Origin of the sequence: Streptomyces sp. NPDC094032, from assembly GCF_040303965.1 — a bacterium.
Classification (GTDB): Bacteria; Actinomycetota; Actinomycetes; order Streptomycetales; family Streptomycetaceae; genus Streptomyces.
Genome location: NZ_JBEOUE010000002.1, coordinates 392009 through 418975 on the forward strand (window position 1 = coordinate 392009; position 26967 = coordinate 418975).

Annotated in this window: 25 protein-coding genes and 1 pseudogene; 11 read left to right on the plus strand and 15 right to left on the minus strand. The window is 71.8% G+C overall.

Features of this window, described 5'->3' with window-relative positions; translation table 11 throughout:
• Nucleotides 1-16 precede the first annotated feature (16 nt).
• The 4 genes from ABTZ54_RS04825 to ABTZ54_RS04840 all read left to right on the plus strand — a co-directional run bounded on the left by ABTZ54_RS04825 (nucleotide 17) and on the right by ABTZ54_RS04840 (nucleotide 3327).
• Entirely contained in the window at nucleotides 17-970 is a 954-nt protein-coding gene (locus ABTZ54_RS04825) for an AurF N-oxygenase family protein (RefSeq protein WP_351657270.1), read from the plus strand.
• Nucleotides 971-1087: 117 nt separating this feature from the next.
• The gene (locus ABTZ54_RS04830) at nucleotides 1088-1447 is read left to right on the plus strand and encodes a hypothetical protein (protein ID WP_351657273.1); all 360 of its coding nucleotides are present in this window, start codon (nucleotides 1088-1090) and stop codon (nucleotides 1445-1447) included.
• 40 nt (nucleotides 1448-1487) lie between these two features.
• Complete coding sequence (locus ABTZ54_RS04835; protein WP_351657276.1) at nucleotides 1488-2429, plus strand: helix-turn-helix transcriptional regulator; 942 nt, start codon at nucleotides 1488-1490, stop codon at nucleotides 2427-2429.
• 46 nt (nucleotides 2430-2475) lie between these two features.
• Nucleotides 2476-3327 (plus strand): dioxygenase family protein, encoded by an 852-nt coding sequence (locus tag ABTZ54_RS04840; RefSeq protein WP_351657279.1) that lies wholly within the window; start codon nucleotides 2476-2478, stop codon nucleotides 3325-3327.
• Between the two features lie 14 nt (nucleotides 3328-3341).
• Here ABTZ54_RS04840 and fahA read toward each other — a convergent pair whose 3' ends face one another.
• Nucleotides 3342-4571, minus strand: a complete 1230-nt coding sequence (gene fahA / locus ABTZ54_RS04845; RefSeq protein ID WP_351657282.1) for a fumarylacetoacetase — start codon at nucleotides 4569-4571, stop codon at nucleotides 3342-3344.
• A 292-nt stretch (nucleotides 4572-4863) separates the two neighbouring features.
• On the opposite strand from fahA, the gene ABTZ54_RS04850 reads away from it, so the two are divergent.
• Both ABTZ54_RS04850 and ABTZ54_RS04855 read left to right on the plus strand, forming a co-directional pair.
• On the plus strand, nucleotides 4864-6162 hold the full coding sequence (locus ABTZ54_RS04850; RefSeq protein WP_351657285.1) for an LPXTG cell wall anchor domain-containing protein: 1299 nt from the start codon (nucleotides 4864-4866) through the stop codon (nucleotides 6160-6162).
• 74 nt (nucleotides 6163-6236) lie between these two features.
• A complete protein-coding gene (locus tag ABTZ54_RS04855) occupies nucleotides 6237-7094 on the plus strand; it encodes an LPXTG cell wall anchor domain-containing protein (RefSeq protein ID WP_351657288.1) in 858 nt (285 codons plus the stop codon).
• Between the two features lie 4 nt (nucleotides 7095-7098).
• Here ABTZ54_RS04855 and ABTZ54_RS04860 read toward each other — a convergent pair whose 3' ends face one another.
• Both ABTZ54_RS04860 and ABTZ54_RS04865 read right to left on the minus strand, forming a co-directional pair.
• On the minus strand, nucleotides 7099-8001 hold the full coding sequence (locus ABTZ54_RS04860) for a LysR family transcriptional regulator (protein ID WP_351657292.1): 903 nt from the start codon (nucleotides 7999-8001) through the stop codon (nucleotides 7099-7101).
• Between the two features lie 218 nt (nucleotides 8002-8219).
• Nucleotides 8220-8894: a type 1 glutamine amidotransferase domain-containing protein gene (locus ABTZ54_RS04865; RefSeq protein WP_351657294.1), complete on the minus strand. Its 675-nt coding sequence runs from the start codon at nucleotides 8892-8894 to the stop codon at nucleotides 8220-8222.
• A 216-nt stretch (nucleotides 8895-9110) separates the two neighbouring features.
• Here ABTZ54_RS04865 and ABTZ54_RS04870 point away from each other — a divergent pair, with 216 nt between their 5' ends.
• Entirely contained in the window at nucleotides 9111-9845 is a 735-nt protein-coding gene (locus ABTZ54_RS04870; RefSeq protein WP_351657296.1) for a type 1 glutamine amidotransferase domain-containing protein, read from the plus strand.
• Between the two features lie 108 nt (nucleotides 9846-9953).
• Nucleotides 9954-10250: a putative quinol monooxygenase gene (locus tag ABTZ54_RS04875; protein ID WP_351657298.1), complete on the plus strand. Its 297-nt coding sequence runs from the start codon at nucleotides 9954-9956 to the stop codon at nucleotides 10248-10250.
• A gap of 38 nt (nucleotides 10251-10288) precedes the next feature.
• Here ABTZ54_RS04875 and ABTZ54_RS04880 read toward each other — a convergent pair whose 3' ends face one another.
• From ABTZ54_RS04880 to ABTZ54_RS04920, 9 genes and pseudogenes are all read right to left on the minus strand, one after another.
• On the minus strand, nucleotides 10289-10993 hold the full coding sequence (locus ABTZ54_RS04880; protein WP_351657299.1) for a type 1 glutamine amidotransferase domain-containing protein: 705 nt from the start codon (nucleotides 10991-10993) through the stop codon (nucleotides 10289-10291).
• A 53-nt stretch (nucleotides 10994-11046) separates the two neighbouring features.
• Nucleotides 11047-12204: pseudogene (zwf, locus tag ABTZ54_RS04885) on the minus strand (glucose-6-phosphate dehydrogenase); the annotation flags it as partial.
• A 123-nt stretch (nucleotides 12205-12327) separates the two neighbouring features.
• Nucleotides 12328-13278 carry a hypothetical protein gene (locus ABTZ54_RS04890; RefSeq protein ID WP_351657301.1) on the minus strand — a complete coding sequence of 317 codons (951 nt, stop codon included), beginning with the start codon at nucleotides 13276-13278 and terminating at the stop codon, nucleotides 12328-12330.
• A 64-nt stretch (nucleotides 13279-13342) separates the two neighbouring features.
• Nucleotides 13343-14551 carry an MFS transporter gene (locus ABTZ54_RS04895; RefSeq protein ID WP_351657303.1) on the minus strand — a complete coding sequence of 403 codons (1209 nt, stop codon included), beginning with the start codon at nucleotides 14549-14551 and terminating at the stop codon, nucleotides 13343-13345.
• A 104-nt stretch (nucleotides 14552-14655) separates the two neighbouring features.
• Nucleotides 14656-15444 carry an HAD family hydrolase gene (locus tag ABTZ54_RS04900; RefSeq protein ID WP_351657305.1) on the minus strand — a complete coding sequence of 263 codons (789 nt, stop codon included), beginning with the start codon at nucleotides 15442-15444 and terminating at the stop codon, nucleotides 14656-14658.
• Complete coding sequence (locus ABTZ54_RS04905; protein ID WP_351657307.1) at nucleotides 15444-16007, minus strand: DJ-1/PfpI family protein; 564 nt, start codon at nucleotides 16005-16007, stop codon at nucleotides 15444-15446. Before ABTZ54_RS04905 ends, ABTZ54_RS04900 begins: the two co-directional genes overlap by 1 nt.
• 95 nt (nucleotides 16008-16102) lie before the next feature.
• Nucleotides 16103-16891 (minus strand): cupin domain-containing protein, encoded by a 789-nt coding sequence (locus tag ABTZ54_RS04910; protein WP_351657309.1) that lies wholly within the window; start codon nucleotides 16889-16891, stop codon nucleotides 16103-16105.
• A gap of 195 nt (nucleotides 16892-17086) precedes the next feature.
• Nucleotides 17087-19084: a CocE/NonD family hydrolase gene (locus ABTZ54_RS04915; protein WP_351657311.1), complete on the minus strand. Its 1998-nt coding sequence runs from the start codon at nucleotides 19082-19084 to the stop codon at nucleotides 17087-17089.
• Nucleotides 19085-19104: 20 nt separating this feature from the next.
• Nucleotides 19105-20610 (minus strand): peptide MFS transporter, encoded by a 1506-nt coding sequence (locus ABTZ54_RS04920; protein WP_351657313.1) that lies wholly within the window; start codon nucleotides 20608-20610, stop codon nucleotides 19105-19107.
• A gap of 174 nt (nucleotides 20611-20784) precedes the next feature.
• Here ABTZ54_RS04920 and ABTZ54_RS04925 point away from each other — a divergent pair, with 174 nt between their 5' ends.
• A complete protein-coding gene (locus ABTZ54_RS04925) occupies nucleotides 20785-21795 on the plus strand; it encodes a polyprenyl synthetase family protein (RefSeq protein ID WP_351657314.1) in 1011 nt (336 codons plus the stop codon).
• A 125-nt stretch (nucleotides 21796-21920) separates the two neighbouring features.
• Nucleotides 21921-23084, plus strand: coding sequence for a LolA family protein (locus ABTZ54_RS04930; protein ID WP_351657316.1), 1164 nt, complete (start codon nucleotides 21921-21923; stop codon nucleotides 23082-23084).
• Nucleotides 23085-23157: 73 nt separating this feature from the next.
• Here ABTZ54_RS04930 and ABTZ54_RS04935 read toward each other — a convergent pair whose 3' ends face one another.
• Both ABTZ54_RS04935 and ABTZ54_RS04940 read right to left on the minus strand, forming a co-directional pair.
• On the minus strand, nucleotides 23158-24465 hold the full coding sequence (locus tag ABTZ54_RS04935; protein WP_351657318.1) for a M28 family metallopeptidase: 1308 nt from the start codon (nucleotides 24463-24465) through the stop codon (nucleotides 23158-23160).
• Between the two features lie 193 nt (nucleotides 24466-24658).
• Nucleotides 24659-25348, minus strand: coding sequence for a hypothetical protein (locus ABTZ54_RS04940; protein WP_351657320.1), 690 nt, complete (start codon nucleotides 25346-25348; stop codon nucleotides 24659-24661).
• 418 nt (nucleotides 25349-25766) lie between these two features.
• Between ABTZ54_RS04940 and ABTZ54_RS04945 the strand changes: the two genes are divergently transcribed.
• Nucleotides 25767-26174, plus strand: coding sequence for a VOC family protein (locus ABTZ54_RS04945; protein ID WP_351657322.1), 408 nt, complete (start codon nucleotides 25767-25769; stop codon nucleotides 26172-26174).
• Between the two features lie 31 nt (nucleotides 26175-26205).
• On the opposite strand, the gene ABTZ54_RS04950 is transcribed toward ABTZ54_RS04945, so the two are convergent.
• Complete coding sequence (locus ABTZ54_RS04950) at nucleotides 26206-26949, minus strand: DUF4232 domain-containing protein (protein WP_351657324.1); 744 nt, start codon at nucleotides 26947-26949, stop codon at nucleotides 26206-26208.
• Between the last annotated feature and the right edge of the window lie 18 nt (nucleotides 26950-26967).

Sequence of the window (26967 nt, forward strand, 5' to 3'; positions counted from 1 at the left end):
ACCCACGGAGGTGCCTATGACGGCACGACCTGAACAGCCCGCTCTCGCCCCCTCCGAACCGCATGCCCCGCCGGCGACCGCGGCCGGCGGCGAGACCCGCGAGCGCGCCGCGAGCCGGCTGTTGGAGGCATCGAGGCGGCACACGCTCGATCCCGACCGGGAAGTGGACTGGGACGCACCGTGGGAACAGGACGGGTGGTTCCTCCCCGCCCCGCTGGTCTCCCTCTACGGGACGCCGCTGTGGGAAGACATGACCCCCGAACAGCGCGTGGAACTCTCACGCCATGAGGCGGGCTGTCACGCCTGGACCCTGCTGCGTGGCGAGAGCATGCTGATCCAGCTCCTGGCGCAGCATGTCGCCCACAGCGACGACCCCGCCTCTCTGCACGTGCGATACGCGCTGACGGAGATGGAGGACGAATGCCGGCACTCACGGATGTTCGCCCGTCTCATCGGCAAGCTGGGCACCTCGGTCTACCCCCGGGGGTGGCTGGACCGTTACCGGACAGCCCTGTGGGGCGTGTCGATCGGTCCCATCCGGGTGTTCACCGCCGCGCTCATCATCGAGGAGGTCCTCGACCGGTTCCAGCGCGAGACGATGACGGAGGACTCGGTGCAGCCGGTGGTGCGAGCCGTGAGCCGCGTGCACGTGATCGAGGAAGCCAGGCACGTGAGCTACGCGCGCGCGGAACTGCGGCGGCAGATGGCCACCTGTTCCCCCTTGAAGCGGTACGCCACCCAGATCGTCTGCGCGGGCGGCGCCATGCTCGTGGCTCGCCGCCTCGTGCCACGCGAGGTCTACGCCGAAGTGGGCCTGGACCCCCGCGAGGCCGCCCGGCAGGCACGGGCGAGTGTCCATCGCCGGACCACACTCGTGTGGTCCGCACAGCGACTCACCGACTTCTTTCACGAGATCGGCGTCATCGGGCCGTGGGGGAGGTGGGGCTGGCGACGCGCGCGCTTCCTGTGAACGACCGGCTTGTCGGCGTGCGGTTCCGCGTGCGGTTCCGCGTGCGCGGCGGCTCCGTCGGTGGCGGCACGAGCCAGGGTGCCGTTGCCCGGGACGCCACCCGCGCGTTGAGAGGACATGACCCTTCTGCCCCAGGCCGCGGCGCCGGGTGTGGCCGAGACGGCCGCCGAACTGGCCGCCCGGGCCGCCGAGCTCTACGACCTCACCGCTGTCCCCGAGAGCTGGAGCGCGGCAGCGGTCGAGGACGCGATCGACGCCGTCGAGACGGTCCTCATCGCGCTCCAGAGCTCCCACCGGCACGCCGGACCCCACGTCATGTGGATGGGTTTCAGCCTCACCGACCTCCGGTCCGCTCTCGGCCTCCCGCCTCGCGTCAAGGTCCTTCTGCCGGGGACCGGGTTCACGAAGGGGCCGTCGAAGGCGGGGTCGGACATCCTCGGCGCGGGTGACCCGGCGGGGGGCGCTGTGTCATCGTGAGGGCCCGGATTGGTCTCGACCAGTTGAGGGAGGCCGCACGATGCGCGGGACCGCCGCGTCGCCCGACACCCCCTGCGCCGGGTCCCGGCGCGGAGCCCTGCCCGTGCACCGCCTGGAGGTCCGCCTCCCCGACGACGTCCCGTTCGCCGTCGGCAGCTTCGACTCCATCGGCCCGATGTCCCGGGCCGCCTTCCCGCACCGGCACACCTTCTACGAGTTCGTCCACGTCACCCGGGGCACCGGCACCCATGTCGTCGACCTCGCCCGCTGGGAGCTGCGCCCGCCGCATCTGGGCCTGATCCTGCCGGGCCAGGTGCACCACTGGGAGAACGCCCGCGACCTCGACGGCACCGTCGTCCTGTTCACCCCCGAGTTCCTGCTCGACCACCCCGGCGACCGGGAGCTCCTCCGCCGCCTCGGCGACCACCCCTGGCTCCGCCTCGACCCGGCCGAACACGCCCGCACCGCGCGCCTGATGGCCGAACTCGCCGAGGAGTACGGGCAGGGGGACGCGGGCTTCGCCACCGTGCTCCGGTCGCTGCTGCACGTCCTGCTCGTCCGCACGGCACGCCTCGGCGACCGTACGGCGGGGCGGCGCGGGCGGCCGCCGGGCGGGCGGCACGCGGCCGTCGCCGAGGAGTTCGCCCGGCTCGCCGCCCGTACCGGAGCGGACGGCGCCCGGTCCGTACGGGAGTGCGCGGAGCTGATCGGGGTCACCCCCGGCTATCTCACCGAGGCCGTCCGGGCCGCGCTCGGCCGCACCCCGGCCGGCCTGCTGCGGGAGGCCCGCACCCAGGAGGCCCAACGCCTGCTCGCCCGTACCGACTTGTCCGTCCGGCAGGTCGCCGCCAGGACGGGCTTCGGCGACCCGGCGTACTTCTGCCGCTTCTTCCGCCGGGAGACCGGGATGAGCCCGGGGGACTTCCGAAAGCACCACGACCGCCGGGTTCCGTCCATCGAAGCGGGCCCCGGGGCGCCCTAGGTTTCTGGTCGATCGTTCGGCTCGGCCCCCCACACGAGGAGCAGGCATGGACAGCGAGACCAGCCCGACCAGCCAGACCAGTACCGGGCACGTCACCCGCAAGGCCGTGCTGCGCGCGGCGATAGCGGCCGGAATGGCCGTCCCCACGGTGCTCATGGGCGTCCCCGCGCTCGCCCGCACCCTCACCGACGGGCCCGTGGAGCCCGCGCTCACGCCGGAGTGCGACGACGGCGACCACCCCACCGTGGAGCAGATCGAGGGCCCGTACTTCAAGCCCAACTCGCCTTTGCGGTCGAGCCTGTTGGAGTCCGGGACCACCGGGGTGCGGCTCACCGTGAGCGGTTACGTCTTCGGGCGCGCCTGCCTGCCCATCGCGGGGGCGCTGCTCGACTTCTGGCAGGCCGACACCAATGGCGCGTACGACAACACGGGCTTCCGCTTCCGGGGCCACCAGTTCACGGGCACGGACGGCTCCTTCAAGCTGACCACGATCGTGCCGGGGCTCTACCCGGGCCGCACCCGGCACCTGCACGTCAAGGTGCAGGCCCCGGGGCGGCCGATCCTGACCACGCAGCTGTACTTCCCGGGGGAGCCGCGCAACAACACCGACTCGATCTTCGACGCGCGGCTGCTGATGACGGTGCGGGACGCGGGCGGGGCCAAGGAGGCGGCGTTCGACTTCGTCCTCGACGTGCCGCAGACCCCGGGGCCGACACCCACCCCGACGCCGACCCCCACCGCGACCTCGACGCCCGGGGGCACCTGGGCGGTGGGGACCGCGTACCGGGTGGGGGACGCGGTCACCTACGCCGGGCGGGGCTATGTGTGCCTCCAGGCGCACACGGCCCAGCCCGGCTGGGAGCCGCCGGTGGTGCCGGCGCTGTGGCGGGCGGTGTGAGCGACTGACCCGGTTCAGCCCGCGTTCGGGGCGATCCGGCCCGTGACCTCGCCGAGCGCGATGCGGGTGCCGTCCTGGCCGGGCGCCCAGGCGGTCAGCGTGACCTCGTCGCCGTCCTCAAGGAACGTCCGCTTGCCGTCGGCCAGTTCGAGGGCGTCGCGGCCGTTCCAGGTGAGTTCGAGCAGCGAGCCGCGCTGGCCGACCTCGGGGCCGGAGACCGTACCGGAGCCGTAGAGGTCGCCGGTGCGCAGGGAGGCGCCGTTCACCGTCATGTGGGCCAGCTGCTGGGCGGCGGTCCAGTACATGGTGGAGAACGGCGGCTCCGCGACGACCTCGCCGTTGATCGTCACGGTGATCCGCAGGTCGAAGCCGCCGGGCTCCTCCTCGGCGGCGTCGTCCAGGTACGGCAGCAGGCCGAAGTCGCGGGCGGGCGGCGCGACCCGGGCGGCGTCCAGGGCCTCCAGGGGGGTCACCCAGGCGGAGACGGAGGTCTGGAAGGACTTGCCGAGGAAGGGGCCCAGCGGCACGTACTCCCAGGCCTGGATGTCCCGGGCCGACCAGTCGTTGAGCAGGGTCAGGCCGAAGACGTGCTCGCGGAAGTCGCCGAGGGCGACCGGGCGGCCCATCGCGGACGGGGTGCCGACGAGGAAGCCGACCTCCGCCTCGATGTCCAGCTTCACGGAGGGCCCGAAGACCGGCGCCGGGTCGGCGGGCGTCTTGCGCTGCCCGGCCGGACGGATCACGTCCGTACCGGAGACCACGACGGTGCCGGAGCGCCCGTGGTAGCCGATCGGGAGGTGCTTCCAGTTCGGGGTGAGCGGCTCGCCGTCGGGGCGGAAGATGTGGCCGACGTTGGTGGCGTGATGCTCGCTCGCGTAGAAGTCGACGTAGTCGGCGACCTCGTACGGCAGGTGCAGGGTGACCGCGTCCAGCGGGTGAAGCAGCGGCTCGACGACCGGGCGGTGCGCGGGCACGGTCAGCCAGCCGGTGAGCGCGCGGCGCACGTCGCGCCAGGCGGTGCGGCCGGCGGCGAGCAGCGGGTTCAGGCTCGGCTGCGCGAGCAGCGCGGCGTACGGCGAGCCGAGCGCGTGCGCAGCGGCCCCCGCGTCGAGCACGTGCCCGCCGATCCTGACTCCGAGGCGGCGCCGGTCGGGCTCGTCGGCGGTGGTGAAGACGCCGTACGGAAGGTTGTGCGGGCCGAAGGGGTCGCCCTCGGCCAGATCGAGCGGGCTCTGCTCGGGCATCGGTGCTTGCCTCGCTTTCCAGGTGTGTGGGGGACACGTTACGGGGCGGGCGCCGAGGCGCGGATGACATGTGTCACACGGAAAGTGAGGCCTCCGTGGGCAACTGTCCTGGTTCGGGTGGTTTGCCGGTGCTGTGGTTTCCCTGTGCGGAGATGAACGCGTTCAGACCCCCTGTTCCCGGGGCTGTTTCCAGCCATACGATCACCAGGATGTCGCCCCGCGTGAGTTCCCCGCGGGCGTGGCCCCCACCACTCGTTTCACTGACGTCCGACCAGTAGGAATAAGGTCCATCTTGAAGATCCGTCGCATTCTCGCGACCGCCGTGGCCGCCGCCGTGACCACCCCGGTCGTATTCCTCTCCGCCGCCCCCGCCTTCGCGGACACCAAGCCCGCCACGGGCGCCGAGCAGCGGGACAAGCAGCCCACGCTCGCCGAGCTCCGCCTCGCGGTCACCAAGGCGCAGGCCGTGTACGAGGCGGCCGTCGTCGCCGACTCGGACGCCCAGCGCGCCATGGACGAGTTCGTCAAGCCGAGCAACCCGCTGGCCATCGCCGCCGCCGACGCGAAGAAGGCCTCCACCGAGGCCGCCGCGGCCAAGACCGCCGCCGACGAGGCGCTGACGAAGGCGAAGGACGCGCTCGCCGCGCTGCCCGCCGAGGCGCCCCAGGCGGACAAGGACGCGGCCCAGAAGGCCGTGGACGACGCCCAGAAGCTGGCCGACGAGGCGAAGGCCACGGCCACGGCCAAGGCCGAGGCCTACACCGCCGCGGACGAGGCCTACGACGACGCCGCCGTCGAGCTCGCCCGCGAGATCAACAAGGCCCAGAAGGCCAAGGCCGCCGCGCTGAAGGCGCTGAACGCGGCCAAGGAGGAGCTGGAGGCGGCCGAGGCGGAGGAGCCGGGCGAGGACGACTGCGCGGTCGCCAAGAACCTCGCCACTACCCTCACGGGCCCGACGAAGATCAAGGCCGGCACCAGTGCCGTCTTCACTCTGCGGGTGACCAACAAGAACAAGCCCGGCGGCCTCACCTTCGACCAGGTGGGCGGCTTCGTCTCGGCGTTCTCCATGGAGTACCCCGTGAATGACGACTTCCGCACGGAGTGGTCCTCCGCCGAGAGTCCGAAGTGGCAGCTGCTCAACGACCCTGTGGAGTCGGGCTTCTACAGCCACTCCGCGGTCAAGCCGGGTGGCTCCTACGACTTCAAGCTGAAGGTGACCGTCGACGCCAAGGCCAAGGCCGGCGACGCGGCGATCGCGGGCCCCGTCGGCTACGAGAACGAGGGCGGTGCCTGCGGCATCAGCGACCAGGCGGCCATCGCCGAGTTCGCGGTCGTCAAGGCCGCCAAGCCCGCCCCCGGCAAGGACTCCGACAAGGGCGGCTCCACCGGTGGCAACGGCAACACCACCGAGCAGGGCGGCTCGTCGAAGACGCCGGTGACCAACGGCTCCGGCTCGACCGGCGGCACCCTCGCCAAGACCGGTTCGAGCAACTCGACCCTGCCGATCGCCCTCACGGGCGGCGCGGCGGTCGTGCTCGGTGCGGGCGCGATGGTGCTTGTGCGTCGCCGTAAGGCCGGCGCCGACGCGTAAGCGTCGTATGCCCCGGTCCCGCGAACTCCGTTTCGTGGGGCCGGGGCCCCTTTTTTCTTTTTGAAAGGCGTTTTATGAAGTTCCGTCGCATTCTCACCGCCGCCGTCGTCGTCGCGGGCCTGACCGCGCCCGTCGCGGTCCTCTCCGCCGCGCCCGCCGCCTTCGCGGACGTACGGCAGGAGGCGAAGCCGACGATCGAGGAGCTGCGGGCCGCGGTCACCAAGGCGCAGGCGGTGTACGACGCGGCCGTCCTGAGCAACGACGAGAACCAGAAGCGGATCGTCACTACCATCATGACGCTGGGCAACGGCGGTACCCACCCCCTCTCCGTGGCCGCCGACGAGGCCGACAAGGCCGCCGCCGTCGCGGCCACCGCCAAGTCCGAGGCGGACGCCAGGCTGGAGAAGGTGCTGGCCGACCAGGACGCGGCGCAGGAGCTGGTGGACGAGGCGCGGAAGGCCGTCGACGAGGCCGCCGCCGCGAAGACCGCCGCCGACGAGAAGGCCAAGAAGGCGAACAACGAGATGGTGGACGCGCAGGTGGCCCTCGCGAAGGAGGCGTCCGCGTCCCGTGCGGTCGTGGACGACGCCCGCGAGGCCCTCGACGCCGCCAAGAAGGCACTCGCCGACGCTCAGAAGGAGGCGAGCGAGAAGCCCGCCGAGCCGGAGGCGCCGGAGGAGAGCGGCTCGTCGAAGACGCCCGCGCCCGACGCGACCAGCGCAGGTACGTCCGGCGGCACGGCCACCCCCACCGCCACCGCCACGGCCACCACCGCCCCCACCACCGGCTCCGCCCCCACCACCGGCACCCTCGCCGCGACCGGCTCCAGCGACGCCACGATGCCCATCGCCCTCACCGGCGGCGCGGCCGTCGTCCTCGGCGCGGGCGCGATGGTGCTCGTGCGTCGGCGTAAGGCCGGTGTCGACGCCTAGGGCGTCACGTCCACAGCTGGCCCTTCATCAGCAAGTGACCGTGGAGGAGGGCCAGTTGTGGGTGGGAGAGTTCGCCCTGGCGGACGGCCAGGTAGAAGGTGTTGATCGGGGGGACCTCCGGCTGGAGGAGCGGGACGACGTCGCCGGAGGCCATCTCCTCCGCGCAGAGGTACGTGGGGAGGATGGAGATGCCCGCCGATGAGCGCACCGCCGCCAGCGCGCCGCGCAGGTCGGGGACGACGACGGCGGGCGTGACCACGGGGACGGTGTCGAAGACCGTGCGCCAGTAGCGGCGGATGATCGGCAGCGACTCGGCGTAGCTGATGAGCGGGATGTCGGCGAGGGCCGCCGGGCCCTCGGCGGCGAGCCGGTCGCGGGGGATGCGCGCGGCCAGTTCGGCGGAGGCGAGCAGGACGAACTCCTCGTCCACCAGCGGCGTCGCGCTGATGCCGCGCGAGCGCGGGCGGATGGTGGAGAGGACGAGGTCCAGTTCCCCGGCGCCCAGGTCGGTGAGGAGCTCCTCGGCGAGGCCGAAGCGGAACCGGAACTGCATGCCCTCCGCGACGAGGTCGCTGACCGACGGGATGAGGCGGGTGGTGCTGAGCTCGACCGGGCCGCCGATGTACAGCGGGCGGTGGGCCACCTCGTTGCCCATGGAGCGCTGGACCGCCTGGCCGAGGGCGTCGACCGGGCCCTGCACCTCGCGGAGCAGACCGTCGGCGGCGGGCGTGGGCTGGGTGCCGTGCGGCAGCCGCTCGAAGAGCGGGCGGCCCATCTCCTTCTCCAGATTGCGGATCTGGTGGGTGACCGCGGGCTGTGAGATGCCGAGCCGGTGTGCCGCCTTCGTGAACGAACCCAGTCGGTAGACCGTCACGAAGGTGCGCAGCCAGTTGAGTTGTACGGACAAGGCATCCCCCGATGCTTCCCGAACTGACAGATCTGGTCACAGATCATCGTTTTCCGGGCCCCCGTGCAGCCGCGAAGGCCCGATTATGTCAGGAGTGTCGTGTCGCGCGGCCTGATGGTTCCAGCGGTGAGACGCCGGACAGCCCGACGGACCCGGTCCCGCGTGCCGCGGCGGGGGTGGAACGGCACGGAGAGCGGGTCGCGTCGGACGGCGCGCGCTCAGGCGTCGAGCGCGGCGACGGCGAGCTCGGCGACCTTGGCGGCGGAGGCCGGGTTCTGGCCGGTCACCAGGCGGGAGTCGGCGACCGCGTGCTCGGCGAAGTTCGGCGCCTTGGTGAACTTGGCGCCGCGCTCCTCCAGCTTGCTCTGGAGCAGGAACGGCACCACGCCGGTGAGGCCCACGGCCTCCTCCTCCTCGTCGGTGAACGAGGAGACCTGCTTGCCGTCGACGAGGTACGAGCCGTCGGACAGCTTCAGGTTCACCAGGCCGGCCGGGCCGTGGCAGACGGCCGCGACGACGCCGCCGCGCTCGTAGACACCGGCGGCGAGCTCGGCGAGCTCCACGGACTCCGGGAAGTCCCACATGGTGCCGTGGCCGCCGGCGAAGTAGACGACGTCGAAGTCCTCGGCGGAGAGCTCGGCCGGGGTGGGCGTGGCGGCCAGGGCCTCGGCGTTGACCTGGTCGTCGAGGAAGGCGGCGACGACGGCGTCGTCACGGTTCACGCCGTCCTGCGGGGCGGCGCCGCCCTGGACGGAGACGTACGCGATGTCGTAGCCCGCCTTGCGGAAGACCTCGGCGGGGTGGGCGACCTCGGGGACGTAGAAGCCGGTGTTGCGGCCGGTGTCACCGAGTCGGTCGTGGCTGGTCAGGGCGAAGAGGACCTTCTTGGCCATGGTGGCTCTCCAGAATGCGAGGAAACGCCGGCCGGGGGTGCCCCGGACCGCTGCTGATATCGAGGAATCTACGGACGGATAGCGGCGCCATTCAAATAATCAAGCGCATGGCCCCCATGAATTAATTTATGGGGGGCGATAAGTGGGGGCATGCTTTAATGGTCAAGAAACCCTCGGTAATGGGAAAGTGAGGCAACGATGCCTGCGCCGGTGCCCGTGAGAGAGCGAGGGCTGATCGTCCTCACCAGCGTCGAGCGGCTGCCGGGGGGACGCTCGGCCGGCTTCTGGCTGCCGGAGGCCGCCTATCCCTGGCTGGCCCTCGTCACCGCGGGCTGGGACTACGCCTTCGCCAGCACGCGCGCGGGCACGCCCCCGATGGGCGGAGTGGACCGCTCCGACCCGCCGCAGCGCATGTTCCTGGAGGACGGCCTCGTACGGGAGCGGCTCGCGTCGACGGTGACGCCCGCCCTCCTCGACCCGGCCGACTTCGGCGTCGTCTTCGTCGCCGGCGGCCACGGGGCCATCCTCGACCTCCCGGGCGACGAGCAACTCATCGCGTTCCTGGGCGAGTTCGCCGCGTCCGGCGGTGTTGTCGCGGCCGTCTGCCACGGCGTCGGCGCCCTGCTCGACGTCACCGGGCCCGACGGGCGCCCGCTCGTCGAAGGGCGCCGGGTCACCGCCTTCACGCAGGCGGAGGAGCGCGCGGTCGGCCTCGACGGCGTGGTCCCCTACTTCCTCGACGAGGCCCTGGAGCGGCGCGGCGCCCGCTACCAGGCGGGCGAGCCCTTCCGTAGCCACGTCGTCGTGGACGGACACCTGATCACCGGCCAGAACCCGGCCTCGGCCGTCACCGTCGCCGCCCGCGCGATGGAGCTCCTCCTCGGCGCGCCGCTCCCCGAGGGCTGGTCGCGCAGAGCGCCCGTCGCCCACCCCGCCTCGATGCGTCCATAAACGGCCGAATATGCCATCCCGTATACCCGTCATAAATTTCCCGATGCACGCGGACGGTTAATGTTCGAGGCGTCAGGAAAGAAATGCGGAGAAGTGGAGACGGCTGACATGGCTGACATGGCTGTTTATGTGGTGGCGCACTGGCTCGCCAAGGCCGGCGCGGACGCGCGTGTCGCGGAACTGCTGCCGGAGATCGCGGCGGCCAGCAGGGCCGAGCCCGGCTGTCTGGAGTACCGGGCGGTGCGGGCGCGGGAGAACCCGCGCGAGTTCGTCCTCTTCGAGGGGTACGCGGACGAGGCCGCGCTCGCCGCGCACCGGGAGTCCGCGCACTTCAAGGCCCTGGTGACCGGCACGGTCGTGCCGCTCCTCGAAGAGCGGCGGGTGACGCTCTACGGCGCCGTCTGAGCGGGGCTCGGACGGCGCCGTAGCGGCTCGCGACGGACTCAGACGGTGGCCAGCAGCTCCGCCATCCGCCGCCCGAGCCCGTCGGCCGACTGCGGGTTCTGCCCGGTGACGAGCCGCCCGCTCACCACGACGTGCGGGTGCCGGTCGGGCGCGCAGGTGTAGACGGCGCCGTCCTTCTCCAGGGCGTGCTGGAGGGAGAAAGGCACCACCGTGTCGAGGTGGCGGGCGGTCTCGCCCTCGTGCGAGAACGAGGTCACCGCCTGCCCGTCGAGCAGCGGCCCGCCCCCGGCGAGCCGCACGCCCACCAGGGCCGCCGGGCCGTGGCAGAGGGCGGCGACCACGCCGCCGTTCTCCTCGTACACGGCCCGGACGATCCGGTGCAGCGCCGGGTGCTCGTGGAAGTCCCACATCGTGCCGTGGCCCCCCACGAAGTACACGCCCCGGTACGCGGCCGGGTCCACGTCCTCGGGGCGCGGGGCGGTGTCGACGAGCCCGCCGCCCGCCGGGTCGGCGAGGAAGGCCGTGTGGGCGGGGTCCGCCGGGTCGTGGCCGATCATGGGCGGCCGGCCGCCGCGTACGGAGGTGAACTCCACGGTGTGCCCGGCGTCGCGCAGGATGCGCCAGGGCTCGATCGTCTCCCCGAGGTGGAAGCCGGTCCGCTGACCGCTGTCACCGAGCTCCCCGTGGCTGGTGAGGACGAAGAGGACCTTGTGGCCGGAGGGGTTCGTTTGAGTAGTGGGCATGGCGGCTCATCTCGTTTCTTCTTCCGAGGGTATGACGACAGGGGTGGCGGGGCTCAGGGCCGCCGCCAGCGGCGCCCGTCCCGGGCGAGCAGCTCGTCCGCGGCGGCCGGGCCCCAGCTGCCCGCCGCGTACGGCGCGGGCGCGTCCCGCCGCTCCACCCAGTGCCGCTCGACCGGATCGAGGATCCGCCAGGACAGTTCGACCTCCTCGGCGCGCGGGAAGAGCAGGTGGTCGCCGAGCAGGACGTCGAGCAGCAGGCGTTCGTACGCCTCCGGGCTCGACTCCTCGAAGCTGTCCCCGTACGCGAAGTCCATGGTCACGTCCCGGATCCGCATCGAGCTGCCCGGGACCTTGGAGCCGAGCCGCACCGAGACGCCCTCGTCGGGCTGCACCCGGAAGACCACCGTGTTCGGGCCGAGGCCGCGCGTCGAGGCGGCGGCGAAGGGCGAGCGCGGCACCGACTGGAAGGCCACCGCGATCTCGGTGACCCGGCGGGCCAGCCGCTTCCCGGTGCGCAGGTAGAACGGCACCCCCGCCCACCGCCGGCTCTCGACCTCAAGCCGGACCGCCGCGTAGGTGTCGGTGCGGGAGTACGGGTCGACCCCCGGCTCCTGGAGGAAGCCCGCCGCCGCCCGCCCGCCGCTCCGGCCCGCGGTGTACTGGCCCCGGACCGTGGCCCGCGCCAGGTCGCCCGGCAGCCGCACGGCCCGCAGGACCTTCGCCTTCTCGGAGGCGATGGCGTCGGCGGCGAAGGAGGCGGGCTCGTCCATCGCGGTCAGCGCCAGGAGTTGCAGGAGGTGGTTCTGGAGGACGTCGCGGGCGGCGCCGACCCCGTCGTAGTACCCCGCGCGCCCGCCGATGCCGATGTCCTCGGCCATGGTGATCTGCACGTGGTCCACGTACGAGCGGTTCCAGACCGGCTCGAACAGGGCGTTGGCGAAGCGGAACGCCAGCAGGTTCTGGACGGTCTCCTTGCCCAGGTAGTGGTCGATGCGGAAGACCTGCTCCGGCGCGAAGGCGGCGCCCAGGACGGACTCCAGCTCCCGCGCCGAGGCCAGGTCGTGCCCGAACGGCTTCTCGACCACCGCCCGCCGCCAGCCGCCGCACCGCGCCCCGCCCCGCTCCCCGGACAGGCCGTGGCGGCCCAACTGGCGTACTGCCAGGGGGAAGAAGCGGGGCGGCACGGAGAGGTAGAACGCCACGTTGCCGCCGAACTCAGCTTGCGCCGGGAGAGGTCCCCGGTCATCCCGAACAGGACGAGGGCGGACGGCCCCGCCGGTGTGGACGTCACCACTGGTGTCAGCCTCCGTCATAGGTCGGACGAGCGGGTCGGATCAGCGGGCGAGCCGCACACTGAGGACGTTGGGGTCCTTCTGCGTGAAGTAGGCGGCGCTGGTGACGACCGCGCGGCCGTCCTCGACGGCGACGGCCGTCGGGTTCGAGAGCCCGTCCGCCTCGGACAGCACCCGCGTCACGCCCCGGCCCGGGACGAGCCGCAGCACCACGTTCTCCTTGATGCCGGTCGCGAGCAGCTCGTCGCCGCGCCCGGTGAACGCGAAGTCGTCCACCGCGCCCAGGCCGGACGCGACCGTGCGCGCGGTGCCCGCGGTGCCGGTCCAGCGGACCGGCACGCGCAGCAGCGTGCCGGCGTCCAGGTTCGACACCCACACCGAACCGTCGTGCAGCTTCAGGCCGTTGGCGCCGAGGAAGCCCTGCGTGGCGGCGAGCGCGGGGGAGCGGTACCAGGCGGTGGCGGGGCCCTCGCCGTCCAGCGGGGCCCGCCAGATCGTGGCGCCCACGGAGTCGGCCACGTAGATCCAGCCGTTGTCGGCGTCCACCGCGAGCCCGTTGAGCAGCGCGGTCGCGGGCAGCGCGGCCACCCGCACCGGCGCCCGGCCCTTGGTGACCCGCCAGATGCCGGTCTCCTCCTCCGTGCCGGTGCTGAGGGCCACGTACAGGCTCCGGCCGACCTGGTCGATGCCGGCGGCGAAGGTGCGGCTGCCGAGGACGGGCGTGCGGCCATCGGCGGGGACCGGCAGCTGGGCGAGGACGCTCACCCGGCCGTCCCGGGAGACCTCCGCGACCTGGCCGGTGAGGGCGAAGGTCACGGCGGCGGAGCCGTCGGGGCGCAGGACCAGGTTCTCCGGCTGCTGCCCGCCCGCCAGGTCGAGATGGGTGACCGTACGGGCCCGGTGGTGGGCCTCGGCGGGGACGGCGGTGGCCACGACGGTGGCGGCGAGTGCGGCGGCGGTGGCGAGGCCGAGGAGACGGCGGGGGGCGTGCACGGGAAGACCTCCGAGAGGAAAGGGTGGGAATTTCAAGGGAATTGAGAGGGAGAGCGGGGGGAGTTCAGCTCCCCGCCGCCAGCCGCCCCGTCGCCGCCACCGCGCCCGCCGCGCACAGCAGCGCCGCCCCCGCCACGGCGCCGACCTCGTGGTACGAGGCGGACGCGGCGAAGGTCTGGCCCAGGGAGGCGCCGAGGAAGAGGACGGCCGTGTTGACGGAGACGGCGGCGCCCCGGGCGTGCGGCGCGAGCTGGTGCAGCAGGCCGACCAGGCCGGGGACGACGAGGCCGATGCCGGCGACGAAGACCACGCTTCCGGCGATCGGCAGCGCGGGGCCCGTCGTCGCCTGGGCGAGCAGCAGTCCGCCGAGCGCGGTCAGGAAGCCGGTGACGGCGAGGAAGCGCGGGCCGCGCGCCCCCGCGTACCGGCTGACCAGCGGCGCGACGACCAGGCCGAGCGCGCCGAGCGCCTCGACGCCGAGGAGGGCGGCGCTGGAGTAGCCGTGGGCGGCGGCGAGCTGCCGGCCGAGGACCGCGTACAGGGCGACGAAGCTGCCGAAGACCGTCGGCGCCGCGCAGAAGACGGCGACCACGGCGGGGGTGCGCAGCAGCCGGGCCATCGAGCGGAGCGCCGTGCCGATCCCGGCGGACGGGTCCGTGGTGCCCGCGCCGAGCAGGCGCCGGAAGAGCAGGGCCGCCGCCAGGTAGAGGACGGCGGCGGGCCAGAAGGCGGCGCGCCAGGCGTCCGCACCGGCCACCGCCTGCCCGAGGGCCTGCCCTGCCGGACCCGCGCCGAGCAGCCCGGTCGTGAGCAGGGACAGCGCGAGCGGGCGGCGGGCGGCAGGGGCGTGCTCGGCGACGTACGCGAGCGCGACCGGGGCGAAGGTGGCGGCGGCCAGGCCCTGGAGCGCGCGCAGGGCGAGGAACCAGCTGTACGAGGGGGCGAGCGGGACCAGCGCGGTGACGGCGGCGAGGGCGAGCGCGCCGGAGACGAGGACCGGGCGGCGCCCGTAGCGGTCGGAGAGCGGCCCGAAGAGCAGGAAGCCGAGGGCGTACGCGAGGGAGAACGCGCTGCCGGTCCAGGCGGCCGATCCGGGGCTCGTCCCGTAGTACGCGCCGACCGGGGCGGCCAGCGGGATGGCCAGGTAGAGCTGGGCGGGGATCGCGACGGCCATGACGGCGAGCAGCGCCAGTTGGGCGCCGAAGCCGCGGCGGGGCGCGGGGGCGGCGGACACGGGGGCGGGGGCGGTCGGCTGCGGTCGGAGCGCGGGCATGGAGGTCGCCTCCCTGGGGCGGACACGGGTGTTCTCGGGCAGGCCGGTGCGCGGCCCGGGACGCGAAGGGGACGCGTCCCGGGCCGCGCTGCGAGGGGGGTGCCTCAGACGGCGGCGGTGACCGCGGTGACCGCCGGGGCCGCCGGGGTCAGCGACGCGACCTCGGCGAGCTCCAGCGGGACCACCGCGAGGCGCGCGGCCTCGGCCCGGTGCTCCGGGGTCTGGTAGCCCCACTGGGCCCACCGGGAGTGGGCGCCGGTGGCGCCGACCCGGACGGCGTTGGTGAGGTTGTCGTCGATGAACGTGAAGCGGTCGAGGGGGACTCCCCAGCGGGTGCTCACGTCCTGGACGGCCTCGGCCTTGGCGCCGGTCTCGCCGAAGATCTCGGCGACGGTGTCACCGAGCCCGTGCCGGCCGAGGATGGCCCGTACGGAGTCGGCGTCCTTCGCGGTGACGACGACCACCGAGCCGCCGAAGCGGCGCAGGAGCGCGTCGATGCCGGGGTAGAGCGTGTGCAGATCGAGCCAGAAGTCGGACTCCTGGGTACGCAGCCGGTCGCGGGCGGCGGTGGCCGTCTGCGTGAACTTCCGTACGTACGAGGGGTCCAGCGCCTCGTACAGCCGGTCGAAGTCGGCCTGCGAGGCGACGGTGGCGGCCTCCGGGAGGTGCGCGACGACGAAGTGGTCGAGCAGCCGGGAGTAGTCCCGGATCCTGCGGAAGCGCTCCAGGAACTCCGGGGGTACGGCGGCGAGTTGGGTCGGTCCGGGGATCGAGGTGTCGTACGGGTGGATGCCCAGCCAGGTGACGAGCGCGCACTCCTCCAGGGCGTCGGCGATGACACCGTCGAAGTCGAGCGCGAGCACCGCGGGGTGGTTCCCGTTCCGCTCGCCCATCACGCGGCCTGGGGCTCGGCGGCCTGGGCCGCCAGCTTGTCGGCGGTCTCGAAGACCGAGCGCATGAAGGCGCCCATGTAGCCGTAGTACGAGCAGGTGATGATGTTGCCGTCGACGATGACGTCGCTGTCCACGACGTCCGCTCCGGCGTTGATGACGTCGTCGCGCAGGCCGATGTAGGCACAGGCCTTGCGGCCCTTGAGGACACCGGCGGACACCATGATCCAGGGGCCGTGGCACAGACCGGCGACGATCTTTCCGGCCTTGTCCATGCCGGCGACGAAGTCGAGGACGTTGCGGTCCTGGCGGACCCGGTCCGGGGCCTCGTGGCCGCCGGTGAGGATGACGACGTCGTACTGGTCGACCGTGAGCTCCTCGAAGGAGATGAGCGGGCGGGCCGTCTTGTCCATGGGGAGCGGGATGCCGTACTTGCCGTTCACGGCGTCGCCGTTCTTGGTGGCGACGTCGACGTTCCAGCCCTCTTCGAGCAGCCGGTAGTAGGTGAAGACGACGTCGTGGTCCTGGAAACCGGGGCCGGTGATGATGACGGCGCTACGGGACATGGCTCTGCCTCTTTCCTGTTCTGTGCGGGAATGTTTTCCGGCGCGTAATTCGGAGTACGCGCCGGTGTTCAGCTGCCCGGATTGCTGCCGGTTTCTCAGTGGTTCCTGCTGATGCAGAGGTACTGCTTGTCCGTCTGCGGCCGCCGGTTGTCGGCGCGGCTCCCGGTGAGGATCTCGACATCCCGCGCGATGACCCCGGAGATGTGGAGCGGAATGTAGAAGATGTCGTTGTCGCTCGGGCGGTAGAAGATGTCCATGCCCGTGCGCAGGTCGAAGCGGAACCGGCCGTCCGGGGTCTGCGCGCGCATCTTCGTGTTCGGGTACGCGGGCACCTTCCGCATGGGGTGCCGGGGCTCCTCCAGGGCGGTGGTCTCGTACGCGGTGCCGGCCCGGTTGTAGTCGTCGCGCAGCCGGATCAGGTCGAACTTGTTCCGGGGGACCTCGACCTCGATGAGTTCGAGGGGCTCGTCGCCGGTGTTGCGGGTGCCGTGGAAGGCGCCCGCCCCGATGCGCAGGATCGTGCCGGCCCGGACGGGGATGTCGGCCCGGCCGAGGCCGGTGGTCACGCCGGTTCCGCCGAGGCAGATCAGGTAGGTGAGCTTGCGCGGGTGGACGTGCACGGAGGTGCCGGCGCCCGGCTCGATGTGCAGCGCCCACAGGTCGAAGAAGTCGTCGACGAAGGCGCGGTACTCGTAGCCCCACGGCTTCGGAATGACGTCGTTCAGGTGCGCGTCCTCGTCGAACTGCTCGTTGAACGCGCGCGCCCCGTCCTGGAGCAGGCGGTGCAGCTTGGCGATGTCCGCCCGGCCCGGGTCGACCCGTACCGGCTGATGGGAAGGTGCCTCGGTCGCTGTGGCGACCGGGGCCTCCTGAGTGATGGTCATTATTCCCCCGTTTTCTTCGTTTGGCGATTTCCTGCCGGTTCCCCCCGGCGGCATGTACAGCCAACCAGGTGCCCGGCTCGTCGCTCAAATAAGAAAACTTGGGTGGGGCATAACCGCACTCCACCTGGAATTACCCGCTCCGCGCCGGGAAATCCGGCATTAAACATTCCGCAATGAGGGACGCCTTTCGCGCCGTCAGCCCGCGGTGCGCGGAATGGCGCGTTCCCATGTGCGGTGGAACACGACCTCGCCGCCCTCCTTGCAGACGACCTCGTTCGAGGTCAGGAAGGAGTCCGCGTCGCAGCGGATCTCGGAGCGGGTGTCGATGGTGACGTCCCAGGCGAGCTCCGGGCGGTGCAGCCGGATCGACCAGTCGGAGCGGGTGCGGGCGGTCAGGGGCCCGGACTCGGCGATCGTGTACGTCTCCAGGGCGTCCTCGGTGAACTCCAGGCCGTCGGGGTAGACGCGGGTGCCGCCGTAGCGCGGGTCGACCTCCAGGCGCCATTCGCCGCGCGCGACGTCCCGGACCACCAGCCGCTCGGGCCGTGGCTCCTCCAGGGTGGCCGGGTAGCTGACGCCAAGCGGCGCGGACTGCTCGGGCTCCTCGAAGGAGACGGCGTCCTCGGTGCGGGCCCGTACCGGCAGGGTCAGGGAGGAGCCGGCCGGGTCGAGGGTGAAGCCCGCGGCGTCGGGCTGGGGCCAGATCCAGGGCCAGTACGTGGAGGAGACGGCCAGCCGGACCCGGTGGCCGGGCGGGAAGGTGTGGCCGATGCCGTTGAGCTCGAAGCCGACGCTCTCCCACTCGCCGATCTGCGCCTCCACCGCCCGGTCGCGGCCGTAGCGGGCGGAGAGGTTGAGCACGCCCCGGGTGACCAGGGTGGAGGAGCCGTCCGGGGCGACGTCGCAGAGCCGGGCGATCACCTGGCCGGTGGGCGCGGGCGTCATGAGGTGGAGGCTGACGGAGGGGCGGCCGAGGATCTCGATGGGCTCCCCGTCGGCCGGCACGGCGAAGTCGAAGCAGGCCGAGTGGGCGTCCTCGCCGCGCTGGTCCGGCGGCAGGTCGGCGTCGTTGCCGAAGGGGAAGAAGCGGCCCGCGTCGAGCCCGGTCTGCTGGGGCGAGAGGACCGGCAGCGGTGCGCCCTGGAAGGCGTACGTGACGGGCGTGACATGCGGGGAGGGCCAGGAGGGGTCGGTGACCCAGCGGCCCGGCAGCTCCTCGTACACGGTGGCCGGCGGGTGCGACTCGCTGATCCAGGAGCGCAGCAGCGGCTCGGCCATCACGTCGTTGTCGGCGCCCTTGAGGTGGTGGTCCCACCAGCGCAGGGTCTCCTGGAGAAAGCCGATCGCGGGGCCCGGCGGCAGCCCGCGGTCCGGGTACTGGTGCGACCAGGGCCCGATGATGCCGCGCACCCGGTCCTGGGGGAGGTGCTCGACGAGCCGGAGCACGGTGTCGCGGTACGGGTCGTGCCAGCCGCCGACGGCGAGGACGGCGGCCCGCACCGCGGAGTAGTCCTCGCAGACGCTGCCGTGCCGCCAGTAGGCGTCGCGGGTCTGGTGGGCGAGCCAGGTGTGGATGAAGGGCTCCACGGCTTCGAGCCGCTTCAGCCACATCGCCTTCCACTCCTCGCCGACGTACTGCGGGTCCGGCGGGCGGGCGACGAAGGCGAGCATGGTGGCCGCCCAGGCGTGCATGTCGACGGCGAGGACGGAGCCGCCCATGTAGTGCACGTCGTTGTCGTAGCGGTCGTCGGTCGAGCAGACGGTGACGACCGCCTTCAGCGGCTCGGGGGCGAGCGCGGCGATCTGGAGCGAGTTGAAGCCGCCCCAGGAGATGCCGAACATGCCGACCTTCCCGGTGCACCAGGGCTGCTCGGCGAGCCAGTTCACGACGGCCACCCCGTCGGCGAGCTCCAGGGCGTCGTACTCGTCGCCGGGCAGCCCCTCGCTGTTGCCGTGACCGCGCACGTCGACCCGTACCGAGGCGTAGCCGTGGCCCGCGTACCAGGGGTGGCGCTGCCAGTCGCGGGGCGCGGTCCAGTCGGTCAGCCGGTACGGCAGGTACTCCAGGAGGGCCGGTACGGGCTCGTCGGTGAGCGGGCGCCACACGCGGGCGTAGAGCCGTGTCCCGTCCGGCATCGGGATGCGGATGTCCTCGTGGCGGGTCTCGTACGGGAAGTCGGTGCGGATGTGCATGACGGACCTCGGCGCAATCCTCAGTGGACGGGGTGCATGGTGCGGCGCAGCCAGGGCGCCAGGGCGATCACGGCGAGGCCGACGGCGACCGCGATGGCACCGTTCACGCCGAAGTACGCGGGCTTGGAGACGTCGTCGTAGAGCTTCACGGTCTGGGCCTGGATGCCGTTGGCGAGGGCCAGGGAGAGGAACCAGAGCGACATCGTCTGGCTGCCGAAGGCCTTGGGCGCCAGCTTGCTGGTGGCGGACATCCCGGAGGTCTCCAGGAGCACGTCGCCGAGGCCGAGCAGCAGGTACGAGCCGACGATCCACCAGGCGGCCATCTGGTACGTGTCGTCGGCGTGCCCGGAGGTCGGCAGGACCATCAGGAGGAACGAGAGGCCGCCCAGGATCACCCCGAAGGCGATCTTGTTGGAGGCGTGCGGCTGCCGGGGGCCCATCCGCGCCCAGACGGCGGCCACCACGGGCGCCAGGAGCACCTCGAAGGCGCCGAGGGCGGAGGCGTACCAGCTGGCCGGGAAGTCGAAGCCGAGGATGGTCGTGCGGGCGTTGGTGGAGGCCAGCAGGATCATCGTCGAGTACGCCTGGAAGAGGATGAAGTTGAACGCCACCGAGGCCAGGAAGAGCACGACGTACGGCTTGAGGCGGCCCCGCTCCTCGGCGGTCACCCGGGGGCTGGTGAACATCACCCAGAAGTAGACGACCGGCGCGATCACCGAGATCAGGGTGAGCAGGTCGACGAAGCGGTCCATGGTCAGCCAGCCGGCCATCGCGAGGGCGGCGGCGACGAGGGCGGTGGCCAGCGCGCCGACGATCATGATCCTGACCGCGCGGCGCAGGGCCTCCGGGGCGAGGGCGTATTCGGCGGAGTGCTTGCGCCCGGCCAGGTGACGGCGGCCCGCCACGTACTGGATCAGGCCGAAGGTCATGCCGATCGCGGCGGCGGAGAAGCCCCAGTGCCAGCCCTTGTGGTCGCCGAGCCAGCCGGTGATCAGCGGGCCCGCGAAGGCGCCGATGTTGATCGCCATGTAGTAGAGCGCGAAACCGGCGTCGCGGCGCTCGTCGTCGGTGCGGTAGAGCTTCCCGACCATGGTGGCCACATTGGGCTTCAGCAGCCCCGTACCGGCACTGATGAGCCCGAGCCCGACCCAGGTCATGGCGGGGGTGGGCACGGCCATCGCGTAGTGGCCGCAGGCGATCAGGATGCCGCCGTAGAGCACCGCGCGGTACGAGCCGAGGATCCGGTCGGCCAGCCAGCCGCCGGCCACCGAGACCAGATAGACGAGGGTGCCGTACGCGGCGGAGACCGAGGCGGCGGTGCCCGGGTCCATGCCCATGCCGCCGTGGGCGACGGTGTCGGCGAAGTAGAGGACGAGGATCGCCTGCATCCCGAGGAACGAGAAGCGCTCCCAGACCTCCAGGCCGGAGAGGGTGAGCAGCCCTCTCGGCTGCCCGAAGAACGCGTGGTCGTCCTCGGGCGGCGGCTGCTCGCCGTTCGTGTCGGTGTCGATCGCTGTTCGGGACAAAACGCCTACTCCTGGTCGTATGAGCTGATCACGAACATACCGGGGGTGACGGGAAGGCGCCCACGGTGATCGAAACGTGACCGGATACGCTGGCTTGAGCGAATCGACCGACACATCGACAATCCGAGTGGTCGGAACAGCGTCAGCAGGCGTCAGCAGACAGGAGACCCCCTCGTGACCGTCGTCGGGCCGTTCGGTCTTAGCGTGCGGGACCAGGCTCTCGAAGCCGATGTCCAGACCGGCTTGGCGGCGGTGGAGGCCGGCCTCCTCGACGCCACCAAGAGCGACGTGCCGTTCATCACGGAGGCCGCCCAGCACCTGGTGCTGGCGGGCGGCAAGCGGTTCCGGCCGCTGCTCGTGATGCTCGCCGCCCAGTTCGGCGACCCCTACGCGCCGGGTGTCGTGCCCTCGGCCGTCGTCGTCGAGCTCACCCACCTCGCCACGCTCTACCACGACGACGTCATGGACGAGGCGGACGTGCGCCGGGGCGTGCCCAGCGCGAACACCCGCTGGGGCAACTCCATCGCCGTCCTCACGGGTGACTTCCTCTTCGCCCGCGCCTCGCACACGCTCGCGGACCTCGGACCCGAGGCCGTACGCATCCAGTCCGAGGCGTTCGAACGGCTCGTCACCGGCCAGATCCTGGAGACCGCGGGCCCGCAGGACGGCCGCGACCCCGTCGACCACTACCTCGACGTGCTCTCCGGCAAGACCGGCTCGCTCGTCGCCGTCTCCTGCCGCTTCGGCGCCATGATGTCCGGCGCCGACGCCGGCGTCGTCGACATCCTCACCCAGTACGGGGAGCGGCTCGGCGTCGCCTTCCAGCTCGCCGACGACGTCCTCGACATCGCGTCCGACTCCCACGAGTCCGGCAAGACCCCCGGCACCGACCTCCGCGAGGGCATCCCGACCCTCCCCGTCCTCCGCCTCCGCGCCGCCGCGGCCGCCCACGGCCGCCCCGAGGACCTGGAGCTCGTCGCCCTCATCGACGGCGACCTCACCGACGACACCCGCCACGCCGAAGCCCTCCGCCGCCTCCGCGCCCACCCCTCCCTCGACCAGGCCCGCCACGACACGATCCGCTACGCCCAGGAGGCCCGCGCGATGCTGGCCCCACTGCCGGAGGGGTACGCGAAGTCGGCCCTTGAGGAGATGTGCGACGCGGTGGTGCATCGGGCGGGGTAGGGGTTCTCGGGGTGGGGTCATCCTGGAGAGGTACGGCAGGTTGATCCCGGGGGCTGACGTTTTCGGGGCGTCGGGTTGGTGTGATGGATCCATCGACCAAGGTGCCCACGGAGGTAGCGCAGACCATGGCAACGAACGAAAACCGTCAGCGTAAGGCGAGCCGTTACGTCGTCCCGGTCGCCGTGGCGGGGGTGGCGGCGGCCACGATCGGTCTCGTCCCCGCGCTCGCGGCGTCCGGCGACCCGGACCTGCCCCAGATCACCGCGCAGCAGCTGATCGAGAAGATCGCCGCTTCGGACACGCAGACCCTGTCCGGCACGTTCAAGATCAGCACCGACCTGGGCCTGCCGTCCTTCGCGGGCCTGCTCCCGGCCGCCCCGGCCGGCTCCTCGTCCGCCGACCCCGCCGACAGGCTGACCCAGCTCGTCTCCGGCTCGCACACCCTGCGCCTCGCGGCGGACGGGCCCGACCGGCAGAAGCTGACCCTGCTGGACGGCTCCGACGAGTACAGCCTGATCCACAACGGGAACGACGTCTGGGCGTACGACAGCAAGTCCAACGAGGTCTTCCACGAGAAGGCCGAGGGCGGCAAGGGCGCGAAGGCCGAGAAGGAGCTGCCCGGGACGCCCAAGGAGCTCGCCGACGAGGTCCTGAAGGCGGCCGGTGACACCACCTCGATCACCGTCGGCGGCACCGCGAAGGTGGCCGGCCGGGACGCGTACCAGCTGGTGATCAAGCCCAAGCAGTCCGGCTCGACCGTCGAGTCGGTCAAGATCTCGGTGGACGCCAAGACCGGCACCCCGCTGAAGTTCACGCTGGCCTCGGTCAGCGGTGGCAAGCCGGTCGTCGACGCGGGCTTCACCAAGGTCGACTTCGCCAAGCCGGACGCCTCCACCTTCGCCTTCAAGGCGCCGAAGGGCGCGAAGGTCACGGAGGGCGCGGCCGAGAAGGGCGCCCACGAGGGCGCGGACAAGCCCTTCGGTGGTCTGGCCGACCTGGGCGGCTTCGGTGGCCTCGACGGGAAGGACGGCTCGGTCAACGTCATCGGCGAGGGCTGGACCACCATCGCCAAGCTGGACTCCGGCGCCCCCGCGCCCAAGACCGACGAGGCGCCGAAGGAGGTCCAGGGCTTCCTGGACGCCCTCGGCGACAAGGTCAGCGGGAAGTTCGGCTCCGGCACCGTCTTCAAGACGAAGATCGTCAACGCCCTGATGACGGACGACGGCAAGGTCTACGTCGGCGCGGTCACGCCGCAGACCCTCGTGGACGCCGCGAACTCCGGTAAGTAAGCACTGAGTTGGGACCCCGGGTGGGTCGGGGCTGTGGTCACCGACCCACCCGGGAGTTCTTGTTGCGTGTGACTTACGGGAACGTCAGCTTGAACTGGTTGATGTAGCCCGTGTCCGCCGCGGCCTTGTCCTGGACGCGCAGCTGCCAGACACCGTTGGCGACCTCGGAGGAGGCGTTCACGGTGTACGTCTGGTTGATGTTGTCCGCGCTGCCGCCGGCCCGGTTGCTCAGGTTGTAGACCGAGCCGTCCGGGGCGATCAGGTCGACGATCAGGTCACCGATGTAGGTGTGGACGATGTTCACGCCGACCGCCAGGTTCGCCGGGGCGTTGCCCGTCACCCCGGAGACCGTCACCGAGGACGTCACCGCGGCGCCGTTGTCCGGGACCGTCACATCCGTGTCGTTGGTGAAGACCGTGCCCGTCGGCGGGGTCGTCGTACCGCTCGAAAGGTTCCACACGGCGTACGCGATGGCGTCGGAATTGCGGTCCAGCGCCGTGTCGTTGATGTTCGCGGACGTGTCGCACGACGCGTGGTAGCAGCGGTCGAACGCGAGGCCCGAGGTGCCGCCCCACTTCTGCGCCTGGGCGGCGGTCTTGATGTAGTCGGCGCCCGAGAAGAGCCCGCCGACCGGGATGCCGACGTTCTTGAACGGCGCGTGGTCCGAGCGGCCGTCGCCCTCGGTCTCGATCTCCGTCGGGATGCCGACGCCGGCGAAGTAGTTCTTGAAGGTCTGCTCGATCGTCGGGTCGTCGTCGTAGACGAAGTAGCCCGGGTTGGGCGAGCCGATCATGTCGAAGTTCAGATAGCCCGTGATCTTCGAACGCTCCGCCGCGGGCAGGTTGTTGACGTAGTACTTCGAGCCGATCATCCCGTACTCCTCGGCGCCCCACCAGCCGAAGCGGATGTGCTTCGTGGGCTGGAGCTGGGCGCGGGAGACGGCGAGCGCGGTCTCCAGGATGGCCGCGGAGCCGGAGCCGTTGTCGTTGATGCCGGGCCCGGCGGTCACCGAGTCGAGGTGCGAGCCGGACATGACGACCTGGTTCGGGTCGCCGCCCGGCCAGTCGGCTATCAGGTTGTAGCCGGTGGCGCCGTTGTACGTGAACGGCTGGAGCGTGGTGGTGTACCCGGCGGCGTCCAGCTTGGCCTTCACGAAGTCGACCGAGGCCTTGTAGCCGGTACGGCCATGGGCCCGGTTGCCGCCGTTGGCGGTGGCTATCGACTGGAGGTCGGCGAGGTGCTGCTTGACGTTGGCCACGGGTATGTCGGGCGGGGTCACGGCCTGCGTCGTGGCGGTGGCGGCCGGGGCCGCACCGGCGAGGGCGCCGAGCACGAGCGCCGAGGCTCCGACGACGGCGGAAAGTCTCGCGGAGATTTTCATGTGGGGGCTCCGGATTCCGAACTGGGGATGGGACGGAACGTACGAGCGCCTCGGGCCAGGGGAGGCACGAGGCGTTGGAGCTGTGCGGTTGCGCTGTGTGTGACGAATGTTCAGTGAGAGTTTGACATCGCGTCAAGGGCGGAATCCGGTCAGGGGTGTTCGCTGTACGGACACCTCCTGTCGGCGGTCGGGCTCAGCTCTGCCGGCGGCGGCGCAGGCGGACGCCCACGAGGCACGCGGCGCCCAGCGCGACCGCGATGCCGCCGATCCCGAGCGCCCGGGGTGGGGACTGGGCGGCGCCGGTCTGGGCTAGGGCGCCGGAGGGGGTAGGGGTAGGGGTGGGGGTGGGGATCGGAGTGGGGGTGGGGCGGGGAGTGGGCTCCTGGCTGGGGGAGTGGCTCGGCTCTCGGCTCGGCTCGCGGCTGGGGTCCTGACTCGGGCCCTTGCTGGGCTCCCGGCTCGGCTCGTGGCTCGGCTCCTTGCTGGGGCCCTCGCTCGGCTCCCCGCTCGGCTTCTCCTCAGGGTCGCTCGGGGCCACGATCTCCGACGCCTCCCAGTAGTCCTCCGGGCCGATGTTGACGTCGGTGCTCGGTCGCGGGCCGAGGAGGAACTCGGTGAGCGGCGCGTCCTTGGTGAACTTGAGCCGCATCGGATAGGTGGTCTTCCCCGGGGCCACCACCGTGCCCCCGATCGGCAGGATCGCGGTGACGTCGCGCTGTCCTCCCAGCGCCCGCAGATCGGCATCGCGCCACGTGCCGCCGACACGCATCTGCAGGCTCATGAGCGACGGGGCGAGATCCGGATCGGGATAGATAGTGCTCACCTCCATACCGAGGACGAACGTGTCCGCGTCCATCACCTCCCCCGTGGTGTTCTCCAGCACGAGGTCGAACTCCCCCCCAGTCGCCGCCCGGGACGAACTCGGCAGGGACCCCGGTCAGCACCGCCGCCAGGCCGGTCGCCGGGACGCGGGAGGCGGAGGCGGCTGAGGCGGCGGGGCGCGCCACCTCCGCCGCGTCGGCGGGTGCCACCGCCAGGAGCATCGGGGTGGCCGCGAGGGCGACGACCGGGACCGTCATGCGTATGCGCTTCAAGGGAATGCCGTTTTCTTCGGGGACGTACGGACAACGCCCCCACCCTCGTCACGAAACTGACGCCTCGGCAGCCCCTGCCCCCCTATGGGCCCATAAGTCCGCTGTATGGCCACAAGCGCACGAATCCGCACCGAAAGTCGCTATCTTTGCCCCGAATGTCCCGTTCATTCCATCCATCCATCCATCCATCCCGATCCGGAGGTCCCCATGGCTTCGCGCCTCAACCCCTACATCAGCTTCGACGGCGACGCCCGTCAGGCGATGGAGTTCTACCAGCAGGTTCTCGGTGGGGAGCTGGTCGTGCGGACCTTCGGTGAGTACGGCGGGCCCGACCCGTCGATCGCCGACAAGGTCATGCACGGCATGCTGGAGACCCCGAGCGGCTTCACGCTGATGGCCAGCGACACCCCGCCGGGGATGACGTACAACCCCGGCACCAACATCACCATCAGCCTCAGCGGCGACAACGCCGACGAACTGCGCGGGTACTGGGAGCAGTTGTCCGTCGGCGGGACTGTGAGCGTGCCGCTGGCGAAGCAGATGTGGGGCGACGAGTTCGGCGCGTGCGTGGACCGGTTCGGCATCTCCTGGATGGTCAACATCACCCAGGCGTGATGCCGAACGGCCCGTCGTCGGCGCGGGTGCGTCAGGGCTGGGACGTCACCGGGCGCATCGCGATACCCTCCGTGCCCGCCCAGTACGTGACGAACTGCCCGTCGTCCGCCGGGAACGACGCCACCGGCATCCGCAGCGCCACCGGCTTCTCCGGCTCGGCCTCGCCGCCGGGGCTGCCGAGGCCGATGGTCATGGACTTCACGTCGTACGTGTCCCTGTGGCCGCCGGTCGCGAGCAGACCCGCGTACGCCTTGCCGCCGGGGGCGAGCGTGAGTACCTCGCCCGGGTCGGTCGCCCGCTTGGCCGGGGTCGGGCCCTTCGCGTTGCCGAGCGTGACCTCGGGGGCGCCCTGGAGGTCGCACTTCCGGCCGCTGGTGTTGGTGGCGACGAGCATGATGTGGCGGACCGGCTCGCCCGGCACGTCGTAGCTCTTCGCGGAGAACGACAGGTCCCGGTGCGTGCAGAGCCCGACCTCGGAGCTCTGCGAGCCGCCACCGCCGCCGCCACTGCTGGGGCTGGCCTTCGGCGGCGCGCTCGAACGCGACGGGCTCGGCGCGGTCGTCGCACTGGTCGACTCCGAGGGACCGGCCGAGTCCGTGGGGCTGGCCGAGTCCGTGGCTGTCGCCCGGTCCGACGCCTTGCCCCCGGCGGCGGCACCGTCAGAGCCGGGCCCGCAGGCGGCGGTCGCGAGGAGCGCGGCGACGGTCACGGCGCCGAGGGCGAAGGTCCGCCGAAGGGCGGGACGTCTGGAGCTGGTGCGGACGACGGCGTTCATGGTTTCCCCCTGGTGATG